Origin of the sequence: Mycolicibacterium duvalii (assembly GCF_010726645.1) — a bacterium.
Classification (GTDB): domain Bacteria; phylum Actinomycetota; class Actinomycetes; order Mycobacteriales; family Mycobacteriaceae; genus Mycobacterium; species Mycobacterium duvalii.
On the sequence record NZ_AP022563.1, the window covers coordinates 5,436,416 to 5,454,060 of the forward strand.

Here is a 17,645-nt window from a genome sequence, read left to right on the forward strand (position 1 = left end):
CGCGATTTCGGCGTGATTGACGACGCTGCGCGACGGTAAGCACGCCGAAACCGCAGTGAGAGGGAGAAGAGTGACCACTACCGATAACCCCTGCGGGCCCACCGACACCCCGCAGGACGTCGACATCGACGCGCTGCGGGAGAAATACGCCCAGGAACGTGCCAAGCGGCTGCGGCCGGAGGGCGGCTCGCAATATCTGGAACTGGAAGGCGAGTTCGCCGAGTTCTACGAGGTCGACCCGTACACGACGGTCGCCGAGCGCGATCCGATCGCCGAGGACGTCGAGGTCGTGATCCTCGGCGGTGGCTTCGCCGGACTACTGGCCGGGGCATACCTGACGAAGGCCGGCGTCACCGGAATCCGGGTCATCGAGATGGCCGGCGACTTCGGCGGCGTGTGGTACTGGAACCGATTCCCCGGAATCCAATGCGACAACGACGCCTACTGCTACATCCCGCTGCTCGAAGAACTCGACTTCATGCCGAGCAAGAAGTTCGCCGACGGTGCCGAGATCTTCGAGCACTGCCGCAACATCGGAAAGCAGTTCGGTCTGTACGACGGAGCCCTCTTCTCCACTCAGGTCCGCGAACTGCACTGGGACGATGCGCTGCAGCGGTGGCGGATCAGCACCGATCGCGGTGACGACATCCGGGCCCGGTTCGTGGTGATGGCGCAGGGTTCCTACAACCGTCCCAAGCTCCCCGGCATCCCGGGCATCAAGGACTACCGGGCAGCCGGCGGCCACGTGTTCCACTCCGCGCGTTGGGACTACGACTACACCGGCGGTAGCGCCGACGGCGGTCTGGACAAGCTGGCAGACAAGCGGGTGGCGCTGGTGGGCACGGGCGCTACCGGCATCCAGCTGGTACCTCACCTCGGCCGGGATTCCCGGCACCTGTTCGTCTTCCAGCGCACGCCGTCCTCCGTCGACGAGCGGGTCAACACACCCACGGATGCGGATTGGGCCGCATCGCTGCAGCCGGGGTGGCAGGAGGAACGCAAACGCAACTTCCACAACTGGTCGCCGTTCGTCGGTGTGGTGTTCGGCGAGCCGGACCTGGTGTGCGACTTCTGGACCGAGCTCGGACGGAATCTGACCGCACGCATCGGCGCCCTCGAGGATCCCGCGTCGGTGACCATTGAACAGATCATGGCCTTCCGGGAAGAGGAAGACTACAAGATCATGGAGCGGCTGCGACGCCGCGTGGAAGCCGTCGTGCAGGATCCCGCCACCGCCGAGGCGCTGAAACCGTACTACCGCTTCATGTGCAAGCGCCCGACGTCCAGCGAGCACTACCTGGCCACGTTCAACCGGCCCAATGTGACGCTTGTCGACGTGTCGGCGTCCAAGGGGGTGGAGCGCCTGACCGAGAAGGGCATCGTCGCCAACGGCCAGGAATACGAGGTCGATTGCGTCATCTTCGCGAGCGGATTCGAGATCTCCACGGAGATCAGCCGCCGCTACGCGATCGACCGCATCATCGGCCGGGACGGGCTCTCGCTCTTCGACTACTGGAAAGACAGCTACAAGACGTTGCACGGCATGACCAGCCGCGGGTTCCCCAACCAGTTCTTCATGGGATTCATCCAGGGCGGGGTGTCGGCGAACACCACCGCGATGTTCGAACAGCAGGCCAAGCACATCGCCTACCTGATCGCCGAGGCGCAGAGTCGGGGCGTGACCACAGTCGAACCGACCCAGAAAGGCCAGGACAACTGGGTCGCGACCGTCCGTGAACTGGCCATCGACAACTCGGCGTTCGAATTGTCCTGCACACCGGGTTATTACAACAACGAGGGCCGCGGAGGTGCCGAGGGCAACGGCGCGTTCCTCGGCGACTTCTATTCCCCGGGTTTCTACGCGTTCGACGAACTGATCGCCGAGTGGCGGGACAGCGGCGACCTGGAGGGCTTGGAACTTCGTGGCTGACCTCAGGTTCGACGGTCGGGTAGCGGTCGTCACCGGCGGCGGCCGCGGTCTGGGCCGTGCATACGCGCTGCTGCTGGCCGCGCACGGGGCGAAGGTGGTGGTCAACGACCCGGGTGGGGCGCTGGACGGTGCCGGTGCCGACGAGGGGCCCGCGCACGACGTGGTGCGCGAGATCACGGCGTTCGGAGGCGAAGCCGTCGCCAGCACCGACTCGGTCACCACTCCGGCAGGCGGGCAGGCGATCATCGGCGCGGCGCTCGAGCGTTACGGCCGCATCGACGTGCTGGTGCACAACGCCGGCATCGTGCGGCGCGCACCGCTGAGGGACATGTCCTACGACGATTTCGAGGCCGTGCTCGACGTGCACCTGCGGGGCGCGTTTCACGTCGTGCGTCCGGCGTTCGGCCCGATGTGTGACGCCGGGTACGGCCGCATCGTGTTGACCTCGTCGATCGGTGGGCTCTACGGCAACCACGACGTCGCCAACTACGCGGTCGCCAAGGCAGGCGTCATCGGGTTGAGCAACGTCGCCGCCATGGAAGGCGCGGCGCACAACGTGACCAGCAACGTGATCGTGCCGGCCGCGGTGACGCGGATGGCCGCGGGCATCGACACCTCGGCCTACCCGCCGATGGGCGCGGATCTGGTGGCGCCGGTCGTCGGCTACCTCGCGCACGAAAGCTGCGCTGCGACAGGGGAGATGTTCATCGCGCTGGCGGGACGCGTGGCCACCGCCATTGTCACCGAATCGCCCGGCGTGTACCGGCCGTCCTGGACGATGACCGATGTCGCGCAACACCTCGCCGCGATCCGCGATCGCACCGAACCGGTGACGTTCCCGGTGGTGCCGGACGGACACAACGACCACATCCGGTACAGCTTCGCGATGGCGGCCGCGCATGCCTGACACCGGACCGCTGGCGGGTGTGCGCGTCGTCGATCTCACCGCGATGGTGATGGGGCCCTACTGCACCCAGATCATGGCCGACATGGGCGCCGAGGTGATCAAGGTCGAGCCGCCCGAAGGGGACAACACGCGCTTCATCTCGGTGGGTCCGGCGCCGGGGATGAGCGGGGTCTTCGTCAACGTCAACCGCGGCAAGCGCAGCGTGGTGCTCGACCTGCGTTCCGACGAGGGCAAGGCCGCGATGCGGGCGCTGATCGAACAGGCCGACGTGTTCATCCATTCCATGCGCGCCAAGGCGATCGCCAAGCTGGGCCTGAGCTACGCCGATGTGGCTGCGCTGAACCCGGCCATCGTCTACACCAACTGTTACGGCTACGGCCGGCGCGGCCCGGAGCGCGACCGGCCCGCCTACGACGACACCATCCAGGCCGAGTGCGGGCTGCCTGCCGTCCAGCAGAAGCTCACCGGCGAAGCCGACTACGTCGGCACCATCATGGCCGACAAGGTCGCCGGGCTGACCGCGCTGTACGCCACCACGATGGCGCTGTTCCACCGTGAGCGCACCGGTGAGGGGCAGGAAGTCGAGGTCGCCATGTTCGAGACGATGGCTTCCTTCATGCTGGTCGAACATGCCAACGGCGCCATGTTCGACCCCCCGCTGGGTCCGGCGGTGTACCCGAGAACCGTGGCCCCGAACCGTCGCCCGTACCGCACGAAGGACGGTTACATCGCGGCGCTGATCTACAACGACAAGCACTGGAACGCCTTCGTCGGCGCGGTGCAGCCGTCCTGGGCCTCCGAGTTGTACGCCACGCTGGAGTCGCGGGCCCACCAGATCGACACGGTCTACGGGCTGGTCGCGCAGACGCTCACCGAGCGCACCACCGAGGAATGGCTGGCGCTGTTCCGCGAGCTGGAGATCCCGGCCGCGCCGCTGAACACCCCTGACGCGCTGTTCGACGATCCCCACCTCAAGGCGGTCGGGCTGTTCGAGACGGTGGACACCCCGCACGGCCCGGTCACCTTTCCCGGTGTGCCGACGTGGTTTTCGCGCACGCCGGGGAAGGTCCGCGGACCGGCGCCGGAGCTGGGTGCCGACACCGCCACGGTGCTCGCCGAACTGGGCCTGGCGGCCGGCGAGACCGCCGGTGATGACGGACTTCGGCCGGCGTTGATCGACAACCGTACTGTCGGCACCCAGGAGGTCGGATGAGCCTCGACTTCGACATGGGCAAGCGTGCCGCCGACCTGCGCCGCGAGCTGCGGGCGTTGGTCGCCGAGCAGATACCCGAGCATTATCTGGGCGCATTCACCGATGACCCCGCCGATCTGGAGACCGCGCAACGGTTCTGCCGCACGCTGGCCGAGCACCACCTGCTCTGTCTGGCCTGGCCGGAGGAGTTCGGCGGCGGTGGCGCGTCGGTGTGGGAGCAGACCGTGGTGCGCGAGGAGATGTGGGCCCATCACGAACCGCGCGGCGCCCAGTACATGGGCGTCAACTGGGTCGGGCCGATCATCATGCGCCACGGCACCGCCGAGCAGCAGCGCACCCATCTCCCGCCGATCGCTGCCGGAGAGGTGATCTGGTGTCAGGGCTTCTCTGAGCCCGAGGCGGGTTCGGATCTGGCGTCGCTGCGCACCACAGCCCGTCGCGATGGTGACAGTTGGCTGGTCAGCGGACAGAAGATCTGGACGTCCTACGCGACGATGGCGCAGTGGTGTTTCCTGCTCGCGCGCACCTCGAAAGTGGGATCGGACGCAGCCCCGAAGAAACAACAGGGCCTGACGATCTTCCTGGTCCGGATGGACGATCCGGCGATCACGGTGCGCCCGATCCCGTGCATGATGGGCCCGCATCACCTCAACGAGGTGTTCTTCGACGATCTGCGGGTCACCGACGCCGACGTGCTCGGCACGGTCGACGACGGGTGGTCGATCGTCGGCGACGTGATGGCCTTCGAACGGGTCGGCATCGCCCGCTACGCCCGATGTGAACGGCTTCTCGCCGCGGCCCCGTCGGTGCTCGGCGAACGCTGGGACACGTTGCCCGATGAGCTGCGCGGTCGGTGGATCCGGATGCTGACACACTGCCGCCGGGCCCGGTTGCTGGCCTACCGCGTTGTCGCCCAGCAGAGCAGCGGCCGGGTCAGCCCTGGTGACGCGGCGGCCTACCGCATCGCGGTCACGACGCTCGACCAGGACAGCGCCGAGGTGCTGATGGACCTCGCCGCCGAGGTCGAGCACAGCGACCCGAAAGCGGCCTGGTTCCTCGGCGAGGTGGAGGATCACTGGCGGTACTCGCAGGCTTCCACGGTGTCGTCGGGAAGCATTGAGATGCAACGCATCTTGTTGTCCCGTTCCTTGCTGAAGGGGGGTGGGCGATGATCCTCGATCTCAGCGACGATGCGCTCGAGTACGGCCGGCAGGCCCGGGCGGCCTTCGGCGCGGCCGGCGGCGACGACCTGGTGGTCCGTGCCCAGCGGGCGCCGGCGCAGCGGGAATCCCTGGTGGCGCCGGTGCTCGACGGACTCGGCGCGTGGGATCTCGACCCCCGTGCCGACACCGACGGTCTGGAGGCGGCGGCCGCGCTGTGCCGCAGCGCCGGCTACTGGGCCGTGCCCTATCCGCTGGCCGAACGGCTGGCCGCCCCCGCCGGTTCCGACGCCGACGGGCTGCTGGTCATCGGCGGTGTCCGCCCCGCGGCGGCGGTGGCCGGAGTCGAGAAGCGCTGGCTTGCGGTCACCGTGGACGGTGCGCGGTCGACGGTGACCGGAATCGGTGACCCGCGGCCCGGTTTCGGTTTCGTCGCCGAGCTGCAGCTGACCCCGGTGGACGACGGCGGTGCCGGTGATGTCGCCCTCGGATTGGTACTGCCTTGCTGGACGCTGCTGGGCATGCTCGACCGTGCGGTGGAACTCACTGTCGCGCATGTGAATCTGCGCCGGCAGTTCGGGCAGCCTCTGTCGGGGTTCCAGGGGGTGCAGTTCCAGCTCACCGATGCCGAGGTGGAACGCAACGGCCTCGACATCCTGGCCAAGCACGCGCTGTGGAGCGCCGCCACCGATCGACCGGAGGCCCTCGAAGACGCGCTCGCGCTGCGGATGGCGGCCATCGAGGCCGCCGATGTGGTGTTCCGGGTGTGTCACCAGCTCCACGGCGCGGTCGGCTTCTGCGACGAGACCACCCTGTCGTGGCTGTCGCGCTACAGCCAACCCCTGCGGCGGTTCCCGTTCGGGCTGTCGGGCACGCGAGAGCTGTTGACGCGCAGGGCGGGTCGACGCGGGCTGACGGGACTCTACGCATGACCGCGCTGGAGGACTTCCGCGCCGAGGTGCGGGCCTGGTGCCGCGACCACGTCCCGTCCGACTGGCGCGAGCGGCAGACCGGGGTGGCCGACGACGAGTTCGTCCGCTTCCAGAAGGAGTGGTTCGCCGAATTGCACGCCGCGGGTTACGCCGTGCCGCACTGGCCGGCCGAGTGGGGCGGTGGTCTGTCGACCGAGCAGCAGGTGGTGCTCTACCAGGAACTCGCCGCCCACGACGCGCCGCGCCTGGTGTTGGCGTTCGTCGGGATCCACCACGCTGCGTCGACGCTGCTGGTCGCCGGCACCGAGGAGCAACGCCGACGTCACCTGCCCGCGATCCTCGACGGCGAGATCTGGGTGCAGGGCTTCTCCGAACCCGAGGCCGGATCGGATCTGGCGGCCCTGCGCACCACCGCCCGCCGGACTGACGACGAGCACTTCGTCGTCAACGGCCAGAAGCTCTGGGCCAGCGGCGGTCTGCATGCCGACTGGTGTCTGCTGCTGGCCCGCACCGACCCGGATGCGCCGAAACGGCACGGTATCTCCTATTTCCTGCTCGACATGACGACGCCTGGGATCGACGTCCGGCCGATCCGCAACGCCGTCGGGGACTCGCACTTCTGCGAGATCTTCCTCGACGACGTGCGTATCCCGGCGAGCAACCTGATCGGCGCCGAGAACCAGGGCTGGCCGGTGGCACAGCAGACGCTGGGCGCCGAACGCGGAATGACCATGCTGGAATTGGCCGAGCGGCTGGGCAACGCGGGCTTTCGCTGGCTGGTGGAGTCCGCGCCGGTCGACGACCCGGTGGTCGCCGACCGGCTGGCCGGGTTCGAGGCCGAGATCACCGGTCTGCGGGGTCTGTGCCGTCAGATCGTCGAGCACGGCGCCCGCGGGCCGGCCGACGCGTCGATCGTCAAGCTATACTACAGCGAACTTCTGCAGCGGCTCACCGACTTCGGCGCGGAGATCGGGGGACCGGCCGCGCACACCGTGCTGACCAAACCGCTGTCCAGCGGCTGGGAGTCCGGCTCCTGGGTACTGGATTTCGTCGGCTCGTGGGAGTGGACCATCCCGGGCGGCGCCAGCGAGATCCAGCGCACCATCATCGCCGAGCGCGGACTGGGTCTGCCGCGAGAGCCGAGTGTGGCCTGATGGCCGACGACTTCGCCGAGCTCCACGACGAACTGCGCTCGGTGGCGGCCGACCTGCTGGCCAAGGAGCGTGAGACCGAGTGGCCGGTCCTCGTCGACGCCGGCTGGGCCGGACTCGAGGTGCCCGATCGGCTCGGCGGTGCCGGGGCGAGTTTCCGCGAAACCGCGGTGCTCCTCGACCAGATCGGCCGCGCCGCCGGAGTCAACCGCTATCTGGGCGGCGCGGTGCTGCCGGTCGGTGTGCTGGCGGCGCTGCCACCCGACGCGCGAACCGACGAACTGCTCGCTGCGCTGGCCGCCGGACAGACCACGCTGGCTGTGGTTGTCGGCGAGTTCACCTGCACCGGCGGACGATTGAGTGGCCGGGCCGATTTCGTCCCCGACGCCGCCGATGCCGACTCGCTGCTGGTACTCACCGACACCGGTGTGGTGCTGGCCCGCGCCGATGACCTCACCGTGCGCCCGCAACCGGTCCTCGACGAGACCCGCTGGCTGGCCACCGTCACCGCCGACGCGGCGCCCGCGCACATTCTCGCCGACGAGGCAGGGGTGACCCGCACGGTACTGCAACGGGCAGCCGTCGCCATCGCATGCGACAGCCTCGGCATGGCGGAGCAGATGCTCACCGCCACCGTCGATTACGTGAAGGTCCGTCAGCAGTTCGGCCGACCCATCGGCTCGTTCCAGGCCGTCAAGCACGCCTGTGCCGACATGCTGGTCGGTATCGCGGTGTCGCGCCACCTCGTCGACGACGCCGTCGCCGCCATCGCGGAGCAGCGCGACGCCGCGGTGTCGGCCGCGATGGCCAAATCACACACCTGCGCGGTCGCCGTCGCCGTGGCGGGCAAGGCCATGCAATTGCACGGCGGCATCGGATACACGTGGGAGAGCGGCATCCACCGCTACCTCAAACGCGCCACGCTGAACCGGGCGTTGTTCGGTTCGGCTGCCGCACACCGCAAGACCATCGCCTCGCGCTACCTCCAGAACTCGCCCCGACCGAAAGGCATGTGACCATGGGTGTACCCGTCTACAAGCGAATCCTCGACCTCTTCGAGGCCGAGGGTGTCAACACGCTGTTCGGCATCCCGGACCCGAATTTCGTGCACATGTTCAGCGAGGCCGACGCCCGGGGCTGGTCGGTCGTCGCGCCGCACCACGAACTGTCCGCCGGCTTCATGGCCGAAGCGGCGTCGCGGATGACCGGCAAGCCCGGGCTGTGCATCGGCACCCTCGGACCCGGGGTGGCCAACATCGCGGGTGCGATGATGTGCGCGCTGGTCGAGAACTCGCCGGTGATCTTCCTCGGCGGGCAGCGCGCCAGGATCACCGAGCGCCGGGTGCGCCGCGGCCGCATCCAGTTCGTTCAGCAGGAAGGGCTTTTCGCACCGTCGGTGAAGTACAGCAGCTCGATAGAGTACGCCGACCAGACCGACGAGATCGTGCACGAGGCCATCCGCAAGGCGATGTCGGGTACGCCCGGCCCGACCTACATCGAGTTCCCGTCGCACGTCATCCTCGATGAACTCGAGGTCGGAGCTGCGCCGCCGCCGTCGGCCTACCGGCTGGTGAATCAGGGCGCGGGCGCCCGCGAGATCGCTGAAGCCGTCCGGTTGATCCGCGAGGCGACCAGCCCGATCCTGTTGGTGGGCCACGGTGTTCACACTTCGCGCACCCAGCAGCAGGTCAAGGAGCTCGCCGAGTTGATGGGCTGCCCGGTGATCCAGACCTCCGGCGGCACCTCGTTCATTCCCGGCATCGAGGACCGCACGTTCCCGTACCTGTTCTCCCCGGCGGCCAACGAGGCCGTCGAGCAGTCCGACCTGTGCGTCGCGCTGGGCACCGAACTCGGTGAGCCCATGCACTACGGCCGCACCCAGCACTGGGCCGGGAACGACGCGCACCGCAAGTGGATCTACGTCGAGCAGGACCCGACCGCCATCGGCGTCAACCGTTCCTTCGACGTGCCGCTCGTCGGTGATCTGCGCGGGGTGGTGCCGCAGCTGGTCGACGCGCTGCGGGACGCCCCGCGGTCCCCGTCGCCCAGCCTCGAGAAGCTGATCAAAGCCGACGCCGCCGAATTGGCGCGGGTCGCCGACGAGGCCCCGAGCGGTCGCACCCCGATCCACCCGGCGCGCTACGTCGTCGAGGCCACCAAGGCGTTCGACGAGTACACCCAGGACGGCATCCTGGTCCGCGACGGCGGCGCCACGGTGATCTTCCAGTGGACCTACTCGCAGACCAAGCCGCGTGATGTGATCTGGAACCAGAACTTCGGCCACCTCGGCACCGGTCTGCCCTACGCCGTCGGTGCGTCGGTCGCCGATGGGCGCAAGCGGCCGGTCATGCTGCTGACCAGCGACTCGGCGTTCCTGTTCCACATCGCCGAACTGGAGACCGCGGCCCGGGAGAACCTGCCGCTGGTCTGCGTCGTCGGCGTCGACCATCAGTGGGGATTGGAGGTCGGTGTCTACAAGCGCACCTTCGAGCAGCCGTCGCCGCAGCCCGGTGTGCACTGGAGCAAGGACGTCCGAATGGACAAGATCGCCGAGGGCTTCGGTTGTCACGGCGAGTACGTGGAGAAGGACGACGAGATCGGACCGGCGATCCAGCGGGCGTTCGCCAGCGGCAAGACCGCGGTGGTGCACGTGTGCATCGACCCGAAGGCCAACTCCGAGGAGATGCCCAAGTACGACCGGTTCCGCACCTGGTATGCAGAAGGTACGCAGTAGACCTGTCGATCCTCGGACCTCATGAGTAAGGATGAATCCATGCGCGAGTATCTGAAGCATTTCATCGACGGCCAGTGGGTCGAGCCGGTCCGCCCCAACGCCCTGGAGGTCGACAACCCGACCACCGAGCAGATCTCCGGGAAGATCGCGCTCGGGTCCTCGGCCGACGTCGACCTCGCCGTCACCGCCGCGCGGCGGGCGTTCGGGACCTGGGGCCAGAGTTCGCGCGAGGAGCGTCTCGACCTGCTCGGCGCGATCATGGGCGAATACCAGAAGCGCAGCGGGGATCTGGCCGACGCGGTCCACGAGGAGATGGGTGCGCCGCCGTCGCTGGCCTCCGGGCCTCAGGTCAACCTCGGCATGGGGCATCTGGCCACCGCAATCGACGTGTTGAAGAACTTCCAGTTCGAAGAACAGCACGGCAGCACGCTCGTGGTCCGCGAGCCGATCGGGGTGTGCGGGCTGATCACGCCGTGGAACTGGCCGCTGAACCAGATCGCGTGCAAGGTTTTCCCCGCGCTGGCCACCGGCTGCACGATGGTGCTCAAGCCCTCGGAGGTGGCGCCGTACTCGGCGCAGATCTTCACCGAGATCCTGGAGGCGGCCGGAGTGCCGGCCGGCGTCTACAACCTGGTCTACGGCGACGGCCCCGGCGTCGGGGTCCCGCTGGCGAGCCATCCCGACGTCGACATGGTGTCGTTCACCGGATCGACGCGCGCCGGGGTCGAGGTGGCGCGCAACGCCGCGCCGACGGTCAAACGGGTGACCCAGGAGCTCGGCGGTAAGAGCCCGAACATCGTGCTCGACGACGACGACTTCGCCAAGAGCGTGGCCGCCGGCACCTCGGTGATGATGATGAACAGCGGCCAGAGCTGCAACGCGCCGTCACGGATGCTGGTTCCCAACTCGCGGATGGAAGAGGCCATCGCGATCGCGCGCGAGACCGCCGGCGCCGTGAAGGTCGGCGACCCGTCCGACAAGTCGGCGATCGGGCCGGTGGCGTCGAAGGCGCAGTTCGACAAGATCCAGGGCCTGATCCAGAAGGGCATCGACGAAGGCGCCACCCTCGTCGTCGGCGGCCCCGGACGTCCCGACGGCCTCGACACGGGCTACTACGTCAAGCCGACGGTGTTCGCCAACGTCACCAACGACATGACGATCGCGCGCGAGGAAATCTTCGGTCCGGTGCTGTGCATCCTGGGCTATGACGACCTCGACCAGGCGGTCGAGATCGGCAACGACACCGAGTACGGGCTGGCCGGTTACGTCTCCGGGGCCGACCTGGAGCAGGCGCGCGCGGTCGCCCGTCGGATCCGGGCCGGCTCGGTCGCGATCAACCACGGCTTCGACATGGCCGCGCCGTTCGGCGGCTACAAGCGCAGCGGCAACGGCCGCGAGTGGGGTCCGTTCGCGTTCGACGAGTTCCTCGAGGTCAAGGCCGCCCTGGGGTACACCCCGGCCTGACGGTCACGCCGAAACCACGGTTGTCGACGGATTCCCGCGGGTTCCGGTCAACAGCCGTAGTCTCGCGGGCATGGGCGACGGAAAGTACGAGTACGGCATCGATTTCGACGCAGTCGAAGCCATCGACATCCACACCCACGTCGAGATCGACTCGCACGGCCACATGGCCTACGACGACGTTCTGGTCGAGGCCACCGGCAAGTACTTCAAGATGGCGCCGGGCTCACGCGATGTGGTCGCCGGGGTCGACGCCGTCGCCGACCACTACCGCCGGCGCAACACCGCCGCGGTCGTGTTCACGATCGACGCCCGGCACGGCATGCGGCACGCGCCCAACTCCATCGAGGATCTCGTCGCCGGCGCAGCCCGCAACAACGACGTGCTCATCCCGTTCGGCAGCGTCGATCCCTGGCAGGGGCGCCACGCCGTGCACCGCGTGCACGAGTTGGTCCGCAACTACGGCGTGAAGGGTTTCAAGTTCCACCCGAGCATGCAGGCGTTCGAGCCCAACGACCGCGCCTATTACCCGATCTACCACGCGATCGCAGAAGCCGGCGTGCCGGCGCTGTTCCACACCGGCCAGACCGGGATGGGTGCCGGGCTGCCCGGCGGTCACCGGATCAAGCTGCGTTACTCCGACCCCATGCTGCTCGACGACGTCGCGGCCGACTTTCCGGAGTTGACGACGTGATGGCCCACCCCGCGGTGCCGTGGGTGGACGCGCAGATCGCGATCGCCACCCACAAGAGCAACGTCTACATCGATCTGTCCGGGTGGAGCCCGAAGTACTTCCCGCCGCAACTCGTCGGTGCGATGACGCGGCAGTTGCGCACCAAGGTGCTGTTCGGCACCGACTACCCCTACATCCAGATGGACCGGTGGCGTCGCGATTTCGACACCTTGCGCGTCGACCCGGCGGTGCTGCCGCTGATCTACAAGCACAACGCGCGGCGGGTCCTGGGCGTCTAGGGATTTCGGCGTGATTCGCGTCGGTGGGCGACGACGAACACGCCGAAATCGCGATGAGATTTCGGGCAGCGGCGAGTCTGCATGCGTGACCCCACCCTGCACCGACAAGGAGACCCCGATGCCCGTCCGCTCCACCACCCCGCTGGGCGCCCCGATCTGGATCGACCTCGGCACCTCCGACCTCGACCGCGCCCAGCATTTCTACGGCGCCGTGTTCGGATGGACGTTCGAGTCGGCCGGGCCGGACTACGGCGGCTATGTCACCGCATCCCGCGACGGCCGGCCGGTGGCCGGGTTGATGGCCAACGACCCACAGTGGAATGCCCCTGACGGCTGGACCACCTACCTGCACACCGCCGACATCGATGCCACCGTGGCGGCGGTCACCGCGGCCGGCGGCACCAACTGCATGGCCCCGATGGAGGTTCCCGCGAAGGGCTGGATGGCGATGATCACCGACCCGACCGGTGCGGTAGTGGGGCTGTGGCAGCCCACCGGGCATCACGGCTACGAGGTCGTCAACGAGCACGGCGCGCCGGTCTACCACCAGGTGACCACCCGCGACTACGGTGCGGCGCTCGAGTTCTACCGGTCGGTGTTCGGCTGGCACACCAACACCGTCGCCGACACCGACGAGTTCCGCTACAGCACAGCCTCTTTCGACGGTGAAGAGTTGCTGGGAGTGATGGACGGGTCGGTGCTGCCCGACGACGCCCCGTCGGTGTGGACGGTGTTCCTGGCCGCCGACGACGTGGACAAGACGGTCCGGCTGGTGACCGAGAACGGCGGCACTGTCGTCCGCGCAGCCGAGGACACCCCGTACGGCCGACTGGCCGCCCTCGCCGACCCGACCGGCGCGCAGTTCAACCTGTCGTCGATCCAGAGCTGACCAGACAGGTCACGACTTCTTGGTCGGGTCGTGGCCCCAGTTCATCAGCGAGTACCGCCGGTCGCTGTCTCCGACGTCGCCCGACGGACGCTGCGCGAGGTGACGGTGCACGTAACCCACCACCTTGCGCATGTGGGCGTAGTCGTCGTCGGACAGATCGGTTTTATTGGTGCGCAGGATGTCGACGATCCGCCGGCCGCTGCGGTGGCCGGTGGATTCGCCACCCCCGGACGACTTCTGTCCGACCGACTGCGACTCGTCGGTGTCGAGCCACTTCTCGATCTCGCCGGCGGTCATGTTCACCGCGCCGTGGAAGTCGTCGTAGATCTGGCCTCGATCCGAATCGCTCATGACTTCTTCTTGAGCGCCTCGGGCTTGTGCACCGCATCGTTGCCGCTCTTGTCGCTACGCACCCGGTACTGCGGCTCGTCCTTCGACGCGCGCACCGTACGCCCTGCGGCCTCGGTGTCGGACGTGATCTTCTCTTCCACCGTGCCCTCGGCGGTGCTGCCGTGGCTTTGCCAGGTGACCTTGTCACCTTTCGAGAAATTCTGTTTGCTCATGACCGGCGGGTACCCGCGGGTGCTGCGGTTACGCGGCGCCGTTCGCGCCGTCATCTCCCGGTAAGGCTGCGGGTCAGTTCTTGACGAGCGTGAACTGGCCGAGTTCGCTGATCCCGCGCCGGAAGAAATCGCTGCACCCGGTCAGGTACTTCATGTACCGCTGGTAGACCTCTTCCGACGTCGCCGCGACGGCCTCGTCGTGGTGGGCTTCCAGCGCCTCGGCCCAGGTGTCGAGGGTGCGGACGTAGTGCTCGTTGAGCATTTGCTTGTCCTCGAGGGTGAAGCCGGCCTCGGCGGAGAGGTTGACGATGTCGTCCTCGCCGGGCACCGAGCCGCCCGGGAAGATCTCCTTGGCGATGAACCGCATGAACTTCAGGTCGGTCATCGTGATCGGGATGCCCAGCTCCGGCCACTTCTTGAGCGGGTGCCCGAGGATCGCCTGGATGACGAACCGGCCCCCGTCGGGCAGCACGCTGCCGCACATCTTGAAGAACGGGGCGTAGCGCTCCTGCGGGAACGCCTCGATGGCCTCGAGGCTGATGATCCGGTCGACCGGCTCGTCGAACTGTTCCCAGCCGCGCAGCAGGATCCGGCGGGACCGTTCGGTGGGCAGGCTGTCCAGCAGTTCCTGCGCGTACTTGGCTTGGTTCTTGCTCAGCGTCAGTCCGATGACGTTGACGTCGTACTTCTCGATCGCCCGGCGCAGCACCGAACCCCACCCGCAGCCGATGTCGAGCAGGGTCATCCCGGGCTCGAGCTGGAGCTTCGCCAAGGCCAGATCGATCTTGGCCATCTGCGCCTCGCCGAGAGACATGTCGTCGCGCTCGTAGTACGCGCAGCTGTAGGTGCGGGACGAATCCTGGAACAAGCCGAAGAAGTCGTCCGAGAGGTCGTAGTGGGCTTGCACTTCCTCGAAGTGCGGCTTCATCTGCTCAGCCATCTGTCGGCAGACCTCCATCCGGGGCAGCGGGGTGCTCGATCCCCCACGTTCTGGGCTCAGGTGTGCCCACAACGTACTACACCGGCGTCAGTTTCTATTTGGCGCAGGTGAATTGAGCGACGTCGGTGTAGCCGTCCCGGAACAGGTTCGCGCAACCGGTGAGGTAGTGGTGGAACCGCTCGTAGATCTCCTCGGACGTGATCTCGATGGCTTCGTCCTTCTTGGCTTCCAGGTTTGCCGCCCAGGTGTCGAGCGTCTTGACGTAGTGCGGCTGCAGATGCTGTTCCTGGGTGATGGTGTAGCCGGCCTTGACCGCGTGGTCGCGCACCATCGACGCCAGCGGCAGCCGGCCGCCCGGATAGATGTAGTCCATGATGAACTTGATGAACCGCACGTTGGACATCGTCAGCGGCAGTCCCTTGGCTTTGATCTCCTCATCTTCGGGGATGATGATCGTGTGCAGCATCATCACGCCGTCGTCGGGTAGCCAGCTGTGGGTCTTCTTGAAGTAGTCGTCGTACTTGTTGAACCCGAAGTGCTCGAACGCGCCGATTGACACGATTCGGTCGACCTGGCCGTCGAATTCCTCCCACGGCTGCAGACGCACCTCCATATTGCGTTTGCTGGTCGAGTTGGCGAACCAGTGGTTCTCGATGTGTTCCTTCTGGTTCTCCGACAGCGTCAGTCCGATGACGTTGACGTCGTACTTCTCCACCGCGCGCATGATGGTGGCGCCCCAGCCGCACCCGATGTCGAGCAGCGTCATCCCGGGCTGGAGGCCCAGCTTGCCCAACGACAGGTCGATCTTGGCCATCTGCGCCTGCTCGAGCGTGTAATCGTCCTTCTCGAAGTAAGCGCAGCTGTACACCTGGTTCGGGTCCTGCCACAACTTGAAGAAGTCGTTGGAGATGTCGTAGTGGAACTGCACCTCGCCCTTGTCGGAGCCGCGCGTCTGCGACGCTGACTTCGACAACCACTTGGACTGTGCGGTGGCTTCAGGCTGTTGACCCGAGGTGTTCGTCATGAGGACCATCCTGTCTGCGATACGCATGGCTGCGCGCCCCCGGCGCGCCTGTTTGTCCTTACCCAGACCCCTGGCACGGAAAACGGCACTTCAACGATCCGGACCGCGAACGGGCGGCTGTGCCGACCATACCGGGCGCGTAACGGCGACGGCAGAGGCTTCCGGCGCGTCGTGGCCGGCCGCGCAGTTCCACGGGCGCCGGCCGCGAAGATTCTCAGTCGCTGGGCGCGCCGAGCGCGAAGTCGGCGAAGTCGAAGCCGGGCACGACGACGCAGCTCACCAGGCACGGCTCGGCACCGAGGGGCCGAGCGCGCTGCCAGTGGCCGGGCGGCACCAGAAACTGCGGGGCCTCGCCGGCGGCGATATCGGCCCCCAGCAGATGACTGGTGGCGTCGGACTGCTCGGGCCCGACCTCCAGCAGTAGAGGGCCGCCGCGGTGGTAGAGCCACAGCTCGGCGCTGCGGACGGTGTGCCAGGCCGACTGCTGGCCGGGCAGCAGCAGGAAAAGGATGGCGGTACCCGCGTTGCGGTGCCCGGTGTAGTCCAAAGGCAGCGACGACTGCGGAATTGTCAGGTCGCTCCGCCATGTCTCCCGATACCAACCACCTTCGGGATGGGGCGCCAGATCGAGTCGGCGCGCCCATTCGGGAAGCTCACTCATCGGCTCACCCTATTAGTATTTGCCCATGGCTCGCGCGCTTCCTGGGTGGTTCGTCGCGCTATGTGCAGTGGTGCTCGCGGTGAGCGCGTGGCTGCCGTGGTTGAGGTCGACCGCCGACGGTGGAGGACGGGCCAACGCGATCGGCGGAGTGGCGGGCGCGATGCCGGTCCCGCCGCCCGGCTTCGGGGTCGGGCAACTGATCGTCCTGTTGTCGTCGGTGCTGGTGGTCGCCGGGGCGATGTCGGCACGGGGCATCTCGGCGCGGTGGGCTTCCTCAGCGGCCCTGGCGATTTCGGTCCTGTTGGCGGTGCTGGCCGCGTGGTACTACCGGCTGTACGTGTACCCACCGGTGTCCGCGGCCTACGGCCTGTATCTGGCCGGTGCCCTGGCGCTGGTAGCCGCGTTGCTGTCGGTATGGGCGATGTTCACCGCCTGGCGGAGTGGCCAGGCGGTGCCGGCCGACCGGTGAAATCTGTTGCCCGCCAGCAGATGGTGACCTGAAAGGCCACGCTTGGCTGACTGGCGCGGTCCAGCCCGGGCCGGGTTGGACCGCGTCAGCCGCCCGTGCGTCAGTCGGCGTCGACCGTGGTGGTTTCGATCGACGTCTGGGCTCCGGCGTGGTTGACCGCGATCTTGCGCGGCTTGGCCTTCTCGGCGACCGGGATGGTCACCGTCAGTACGCCGTTCTCGTAGGTCGCGGAGATCGCCCCGGTGTCGATGCCCTCGCCGAGGGACAGTTGCCGACGGTAGCTGCCGAAGAATCGTTCGTTGGCCAGCCACTGGGCGGATTCCTCCGACCGTGCGGTGCGGTGCGCCGAGATCGTCAGCGTGCCGTTGTCGACGTTGACGTCGACCGAGCCCGGATCGACACCCGGGAGGTCGGCGGTCAGCACGTAGTGGTCGGCGACCTTGCAAAGGTCCATCGGCATGAAGCGCGGCGCGCGGCCTGATCCGGTCTGGTTGGTCAGCAGGCCCCGGGTCAACGCATCAAGGTCACTGAACGGATCGAAACGAAGCACAGCAATCCACCTCCTATGACACTCGGGCCCGCCACCCTGGCGGGCAGCTAAATCACTGTGCACCTGCGAGATTAGCACTCGATGAACGA

Annotated in this window: 17 protein-coding genes and 1 pseudogene; 12 read left to right on the forward strand and 6 right to left on the reverse strand. The window is 67.5% G+C overall.

What is annotated here, in order from left to right:
* Positions 1-70 precede the first annotated feature (70 nt).
* The 11 genes and pseudogenes from G6N31_RS25820 (at position 71) to G6N31_RS25870 (ending at position 13,349) form a co-directional block, all read left to right on the forward strand.
* Entirely contained in the window at positions 71-1,930 is a 1,860-nt protein-coding gene (locus G6N31_RS25820; RefSeq protein ID WP_098001588.1) for a flavin-containing monooxygenase, read from the forward strand.
* Positions 1,923-2,837, forward strand: coding sequence for an SDR family NAD(P)-dependent oxidoreductase (locus G6N31_RS25825; RefSeq protein WP_098001586.1), 915 nt, complete (start codon positions 1,923-1,925; stop codon positions 2,835-2,837). The genes G6N31_RS25820 and G6N31_RS25825 overlap by 8 nt, the downstream gene beginning before the upstream one ends.
* Positions 2,830-4,050, forward strand: a complete 1,221-nt coding sequence (locus G6N31_RS25830) for a CaiB/BaiF CoA transferase family protein (RefSeq protein ID WP_098001584.1) — start codon at positions 2,830-2,832, stop codon at positions 4,048-4,050. Before G6N31_RS25825 ends, G6N31_RS25830 begins: the two co-directional genes overlap by 8 nt.
* Positions 4,047-5,222: an acyl-CoA dehydrogenase family protein gene (locus tag G6N31_RS25835; protein WP_098001582.1), complete on the forward strand. Its 1,176-nt coding sequence runs from the start codon at positions 4,047-4,049 to the stop codon at positions 5,220-5,222. The genes G6N31_RS25830 and G6N31_RS25835 overlap by 4 nt, the downstream gene beginning before the upstream one ends.
* Positions 5,219-6,142, forward strand: a complete 924-nt coding sequence (locus tag G6N31_RS25840; protein ID WP_098001580.1) for an acyl-CoA dehydrogenase family protein — start codon at positions 5,219-5,221, stop codon at positions 6,140-6,142. The genes G6N31_RS25835 and G6N31_RS25840 overlap by 4 nt, the downstream gene beginning before the upstream one ends.
* Positions 6,139-7,296, forward strand: coding sequence for an acyl-CoA dehydrogenase family protein (locus G6N31_RS25845; protein WP_098001578.1), 1,158 nt, complete (start codon positions 6,139-6,141; stop codon positions 7,294-7,296). Before G6N31_RS25840 ends, G6N31_RS25845 begins: the two co-directional genes overlap by 4 nt.
* Positions 7,296-8,309, forward strand: a complete 1,014-nt coding sequence (locus G6N31_RS25850; protein ID WP_098001576.1) for an acyl-CoA dehydrogenase family protein — start codon at positions 7,296-7,298, stop codon at positions 8,307-8,309. The genes G6N31_RS25845 and G6N31_RS25850 overlap by 1 nt, the downstream gene beginning before the upstream one ends.
* Positions 8,310-8,311: 2 nt before the next feature.
* Entirely contained in the window at positions 8,312-10,027 is a 1,716-nt protein-coding gene (locus G6N31_RS25855) for a thiamine pyrophosphate-binding protein (RefSeq protein WP_098001574.1), read from the forward strand.
* Between the two features lie 39 nt (positions 10,028-10,066).
* Positions 10,067-11,491: an aldehyde dehydrogenase family protein gene (locus G6N31_RS25860; protein WP_098001572.1), complete on the forward strand. Its 1,425-nt coding sequence runs from the start codon at positions 10,067-10,069 to the stop codon at positions 11,489-11,491.
* A gap of 70 nt (positions 11,492-11,561) precedes the next feature.
* A pseudogene (locus tag G6N31_RS25865) lies at positions 11,562-12,460 on the forward strand (amidohydrolase family protein).
* Positions 12,461-12,578: 118 nt separating this feature from the next.
* A complete protein-coding gene (locus tag G6N31_RS25870) occupies positions 12,579-13,349 on the forward strand; it encodes a VOC family protein (RefSeq protein ID WP_098001570.1) in 771 nt (256 codons plus the stop codon).
* A gap of 9 nt (positions 13,350-13,358) precedes the next feature.
* Here G6N31_RS25870 and G6N31_RS25875 read toward each other — a convergent pair whose 3' ends face one another.
* The 5 genes from G6N31_RS25875 to G6N31_RS25895 all read right to left on the reverse strand — a co-directional run bounded on the left by G6N31_RS25875 (position 13,359) and on the right by G6N31_RS25895 (position 16,537).
* Positions 13,359-13,700 (reverse strand): DUF3140 domain-containing protein, encoded by a 342-nt coding sequence (locus tag G6N31_RS25875; RefSeq protein WP_098001568.1) that lies wholly within the window; start codon positions 13,698-13,700, stop codon positions 13,359-13,361.
* Positions 13,697-13,912: a hypervirulence associated TUDOR domain-containing protein gene (locus G6N31_RS25880; RefSeq protein ID WP_098001829.1), complete on the reverse strand. Its 216-nt coding sequence runs from the start codon at positions 13,910-13,912 to the stop codon at positions 13,697-13,699. The genes G6N31_RS25875 and G6N31_RS25880 overlap by 4 nt, the downstream gene beginning before the upstream one ends.
* A gap of 73 nt (positions 13,913-13,985) precedes the next feature.
* On the reverse strand, positions 13,986-14,852 hold the full coding sequence (locus G6N31_RS25885) for a cyclopropane mycolic acid synthase family methyltransferase (protein WP_165776219.1): 867 nt from the start codon (positions 14,850-14,852) through the stop codon (positions 13,986-13,988).
* Positions 14,853-14,946: 94 nt separating this feature from the next.
* On the reverse strand, positions 14,947-15,876 hold the full coding sequence (locus G6N31_RS25890) for a cyclopropane mycolic acid synthase family methyltransferase (RefSeq protein WP_098001566.1): 930 nt from the start codon (positions 15,874-15,876) through the stop codon (positions 14,947-14,949).
* A gap of 214 nt (positions 15,877-16,090) precedes the next feature.
* The gene (locus tag G6N31_RS25895) at positions 16,091-16,537 is read right to left on the reverse strand and encodes a cupin domain-containing protein (RefSeq protein WP_098001564.1); all 447 of its coding nucleotides are present in this window, start codon (positions 16,535-16,537) and stop codon (positions 16,091-16,093) included.
* A 25-nt stretch (positions 16,538-16,562) separates the two neighbouring features.
* On the opposite strand from G6N31_RS25895, the gene G6N31_RS25900 reads away from it, so the two are divergent.
* Positions 16,563-17,006: a hypothetical protein gene (locus G6N31_RS25900; RefSeq protein ID WP_098001562.1), complete on the forward strand. Its 444-nt coding sequence runs from the start codon at positions 16,563-16,565 to the stop codon at positions 17,004-17,006.
* Between the two features lie 100 nt (positions 17,007-17,106).
* Here the strand turns inward: G6N31_RS25900 and G6N31_RS25905 are convergent, their stop codons facing one another.
* On the reverse strand, positions 17,107-17,556 hold the full coding sequence (locus G6N31_RS25905) for an Hsp20/alpha crystallin family protein (RefSeq protein WP_098001560.1): 450 nt from the start codon (positions 17,554-17,556) through the stop codon (positions 17,107-17,109).
* Positions 17,557-17,645: the final 89 nt, after the last annotated feature.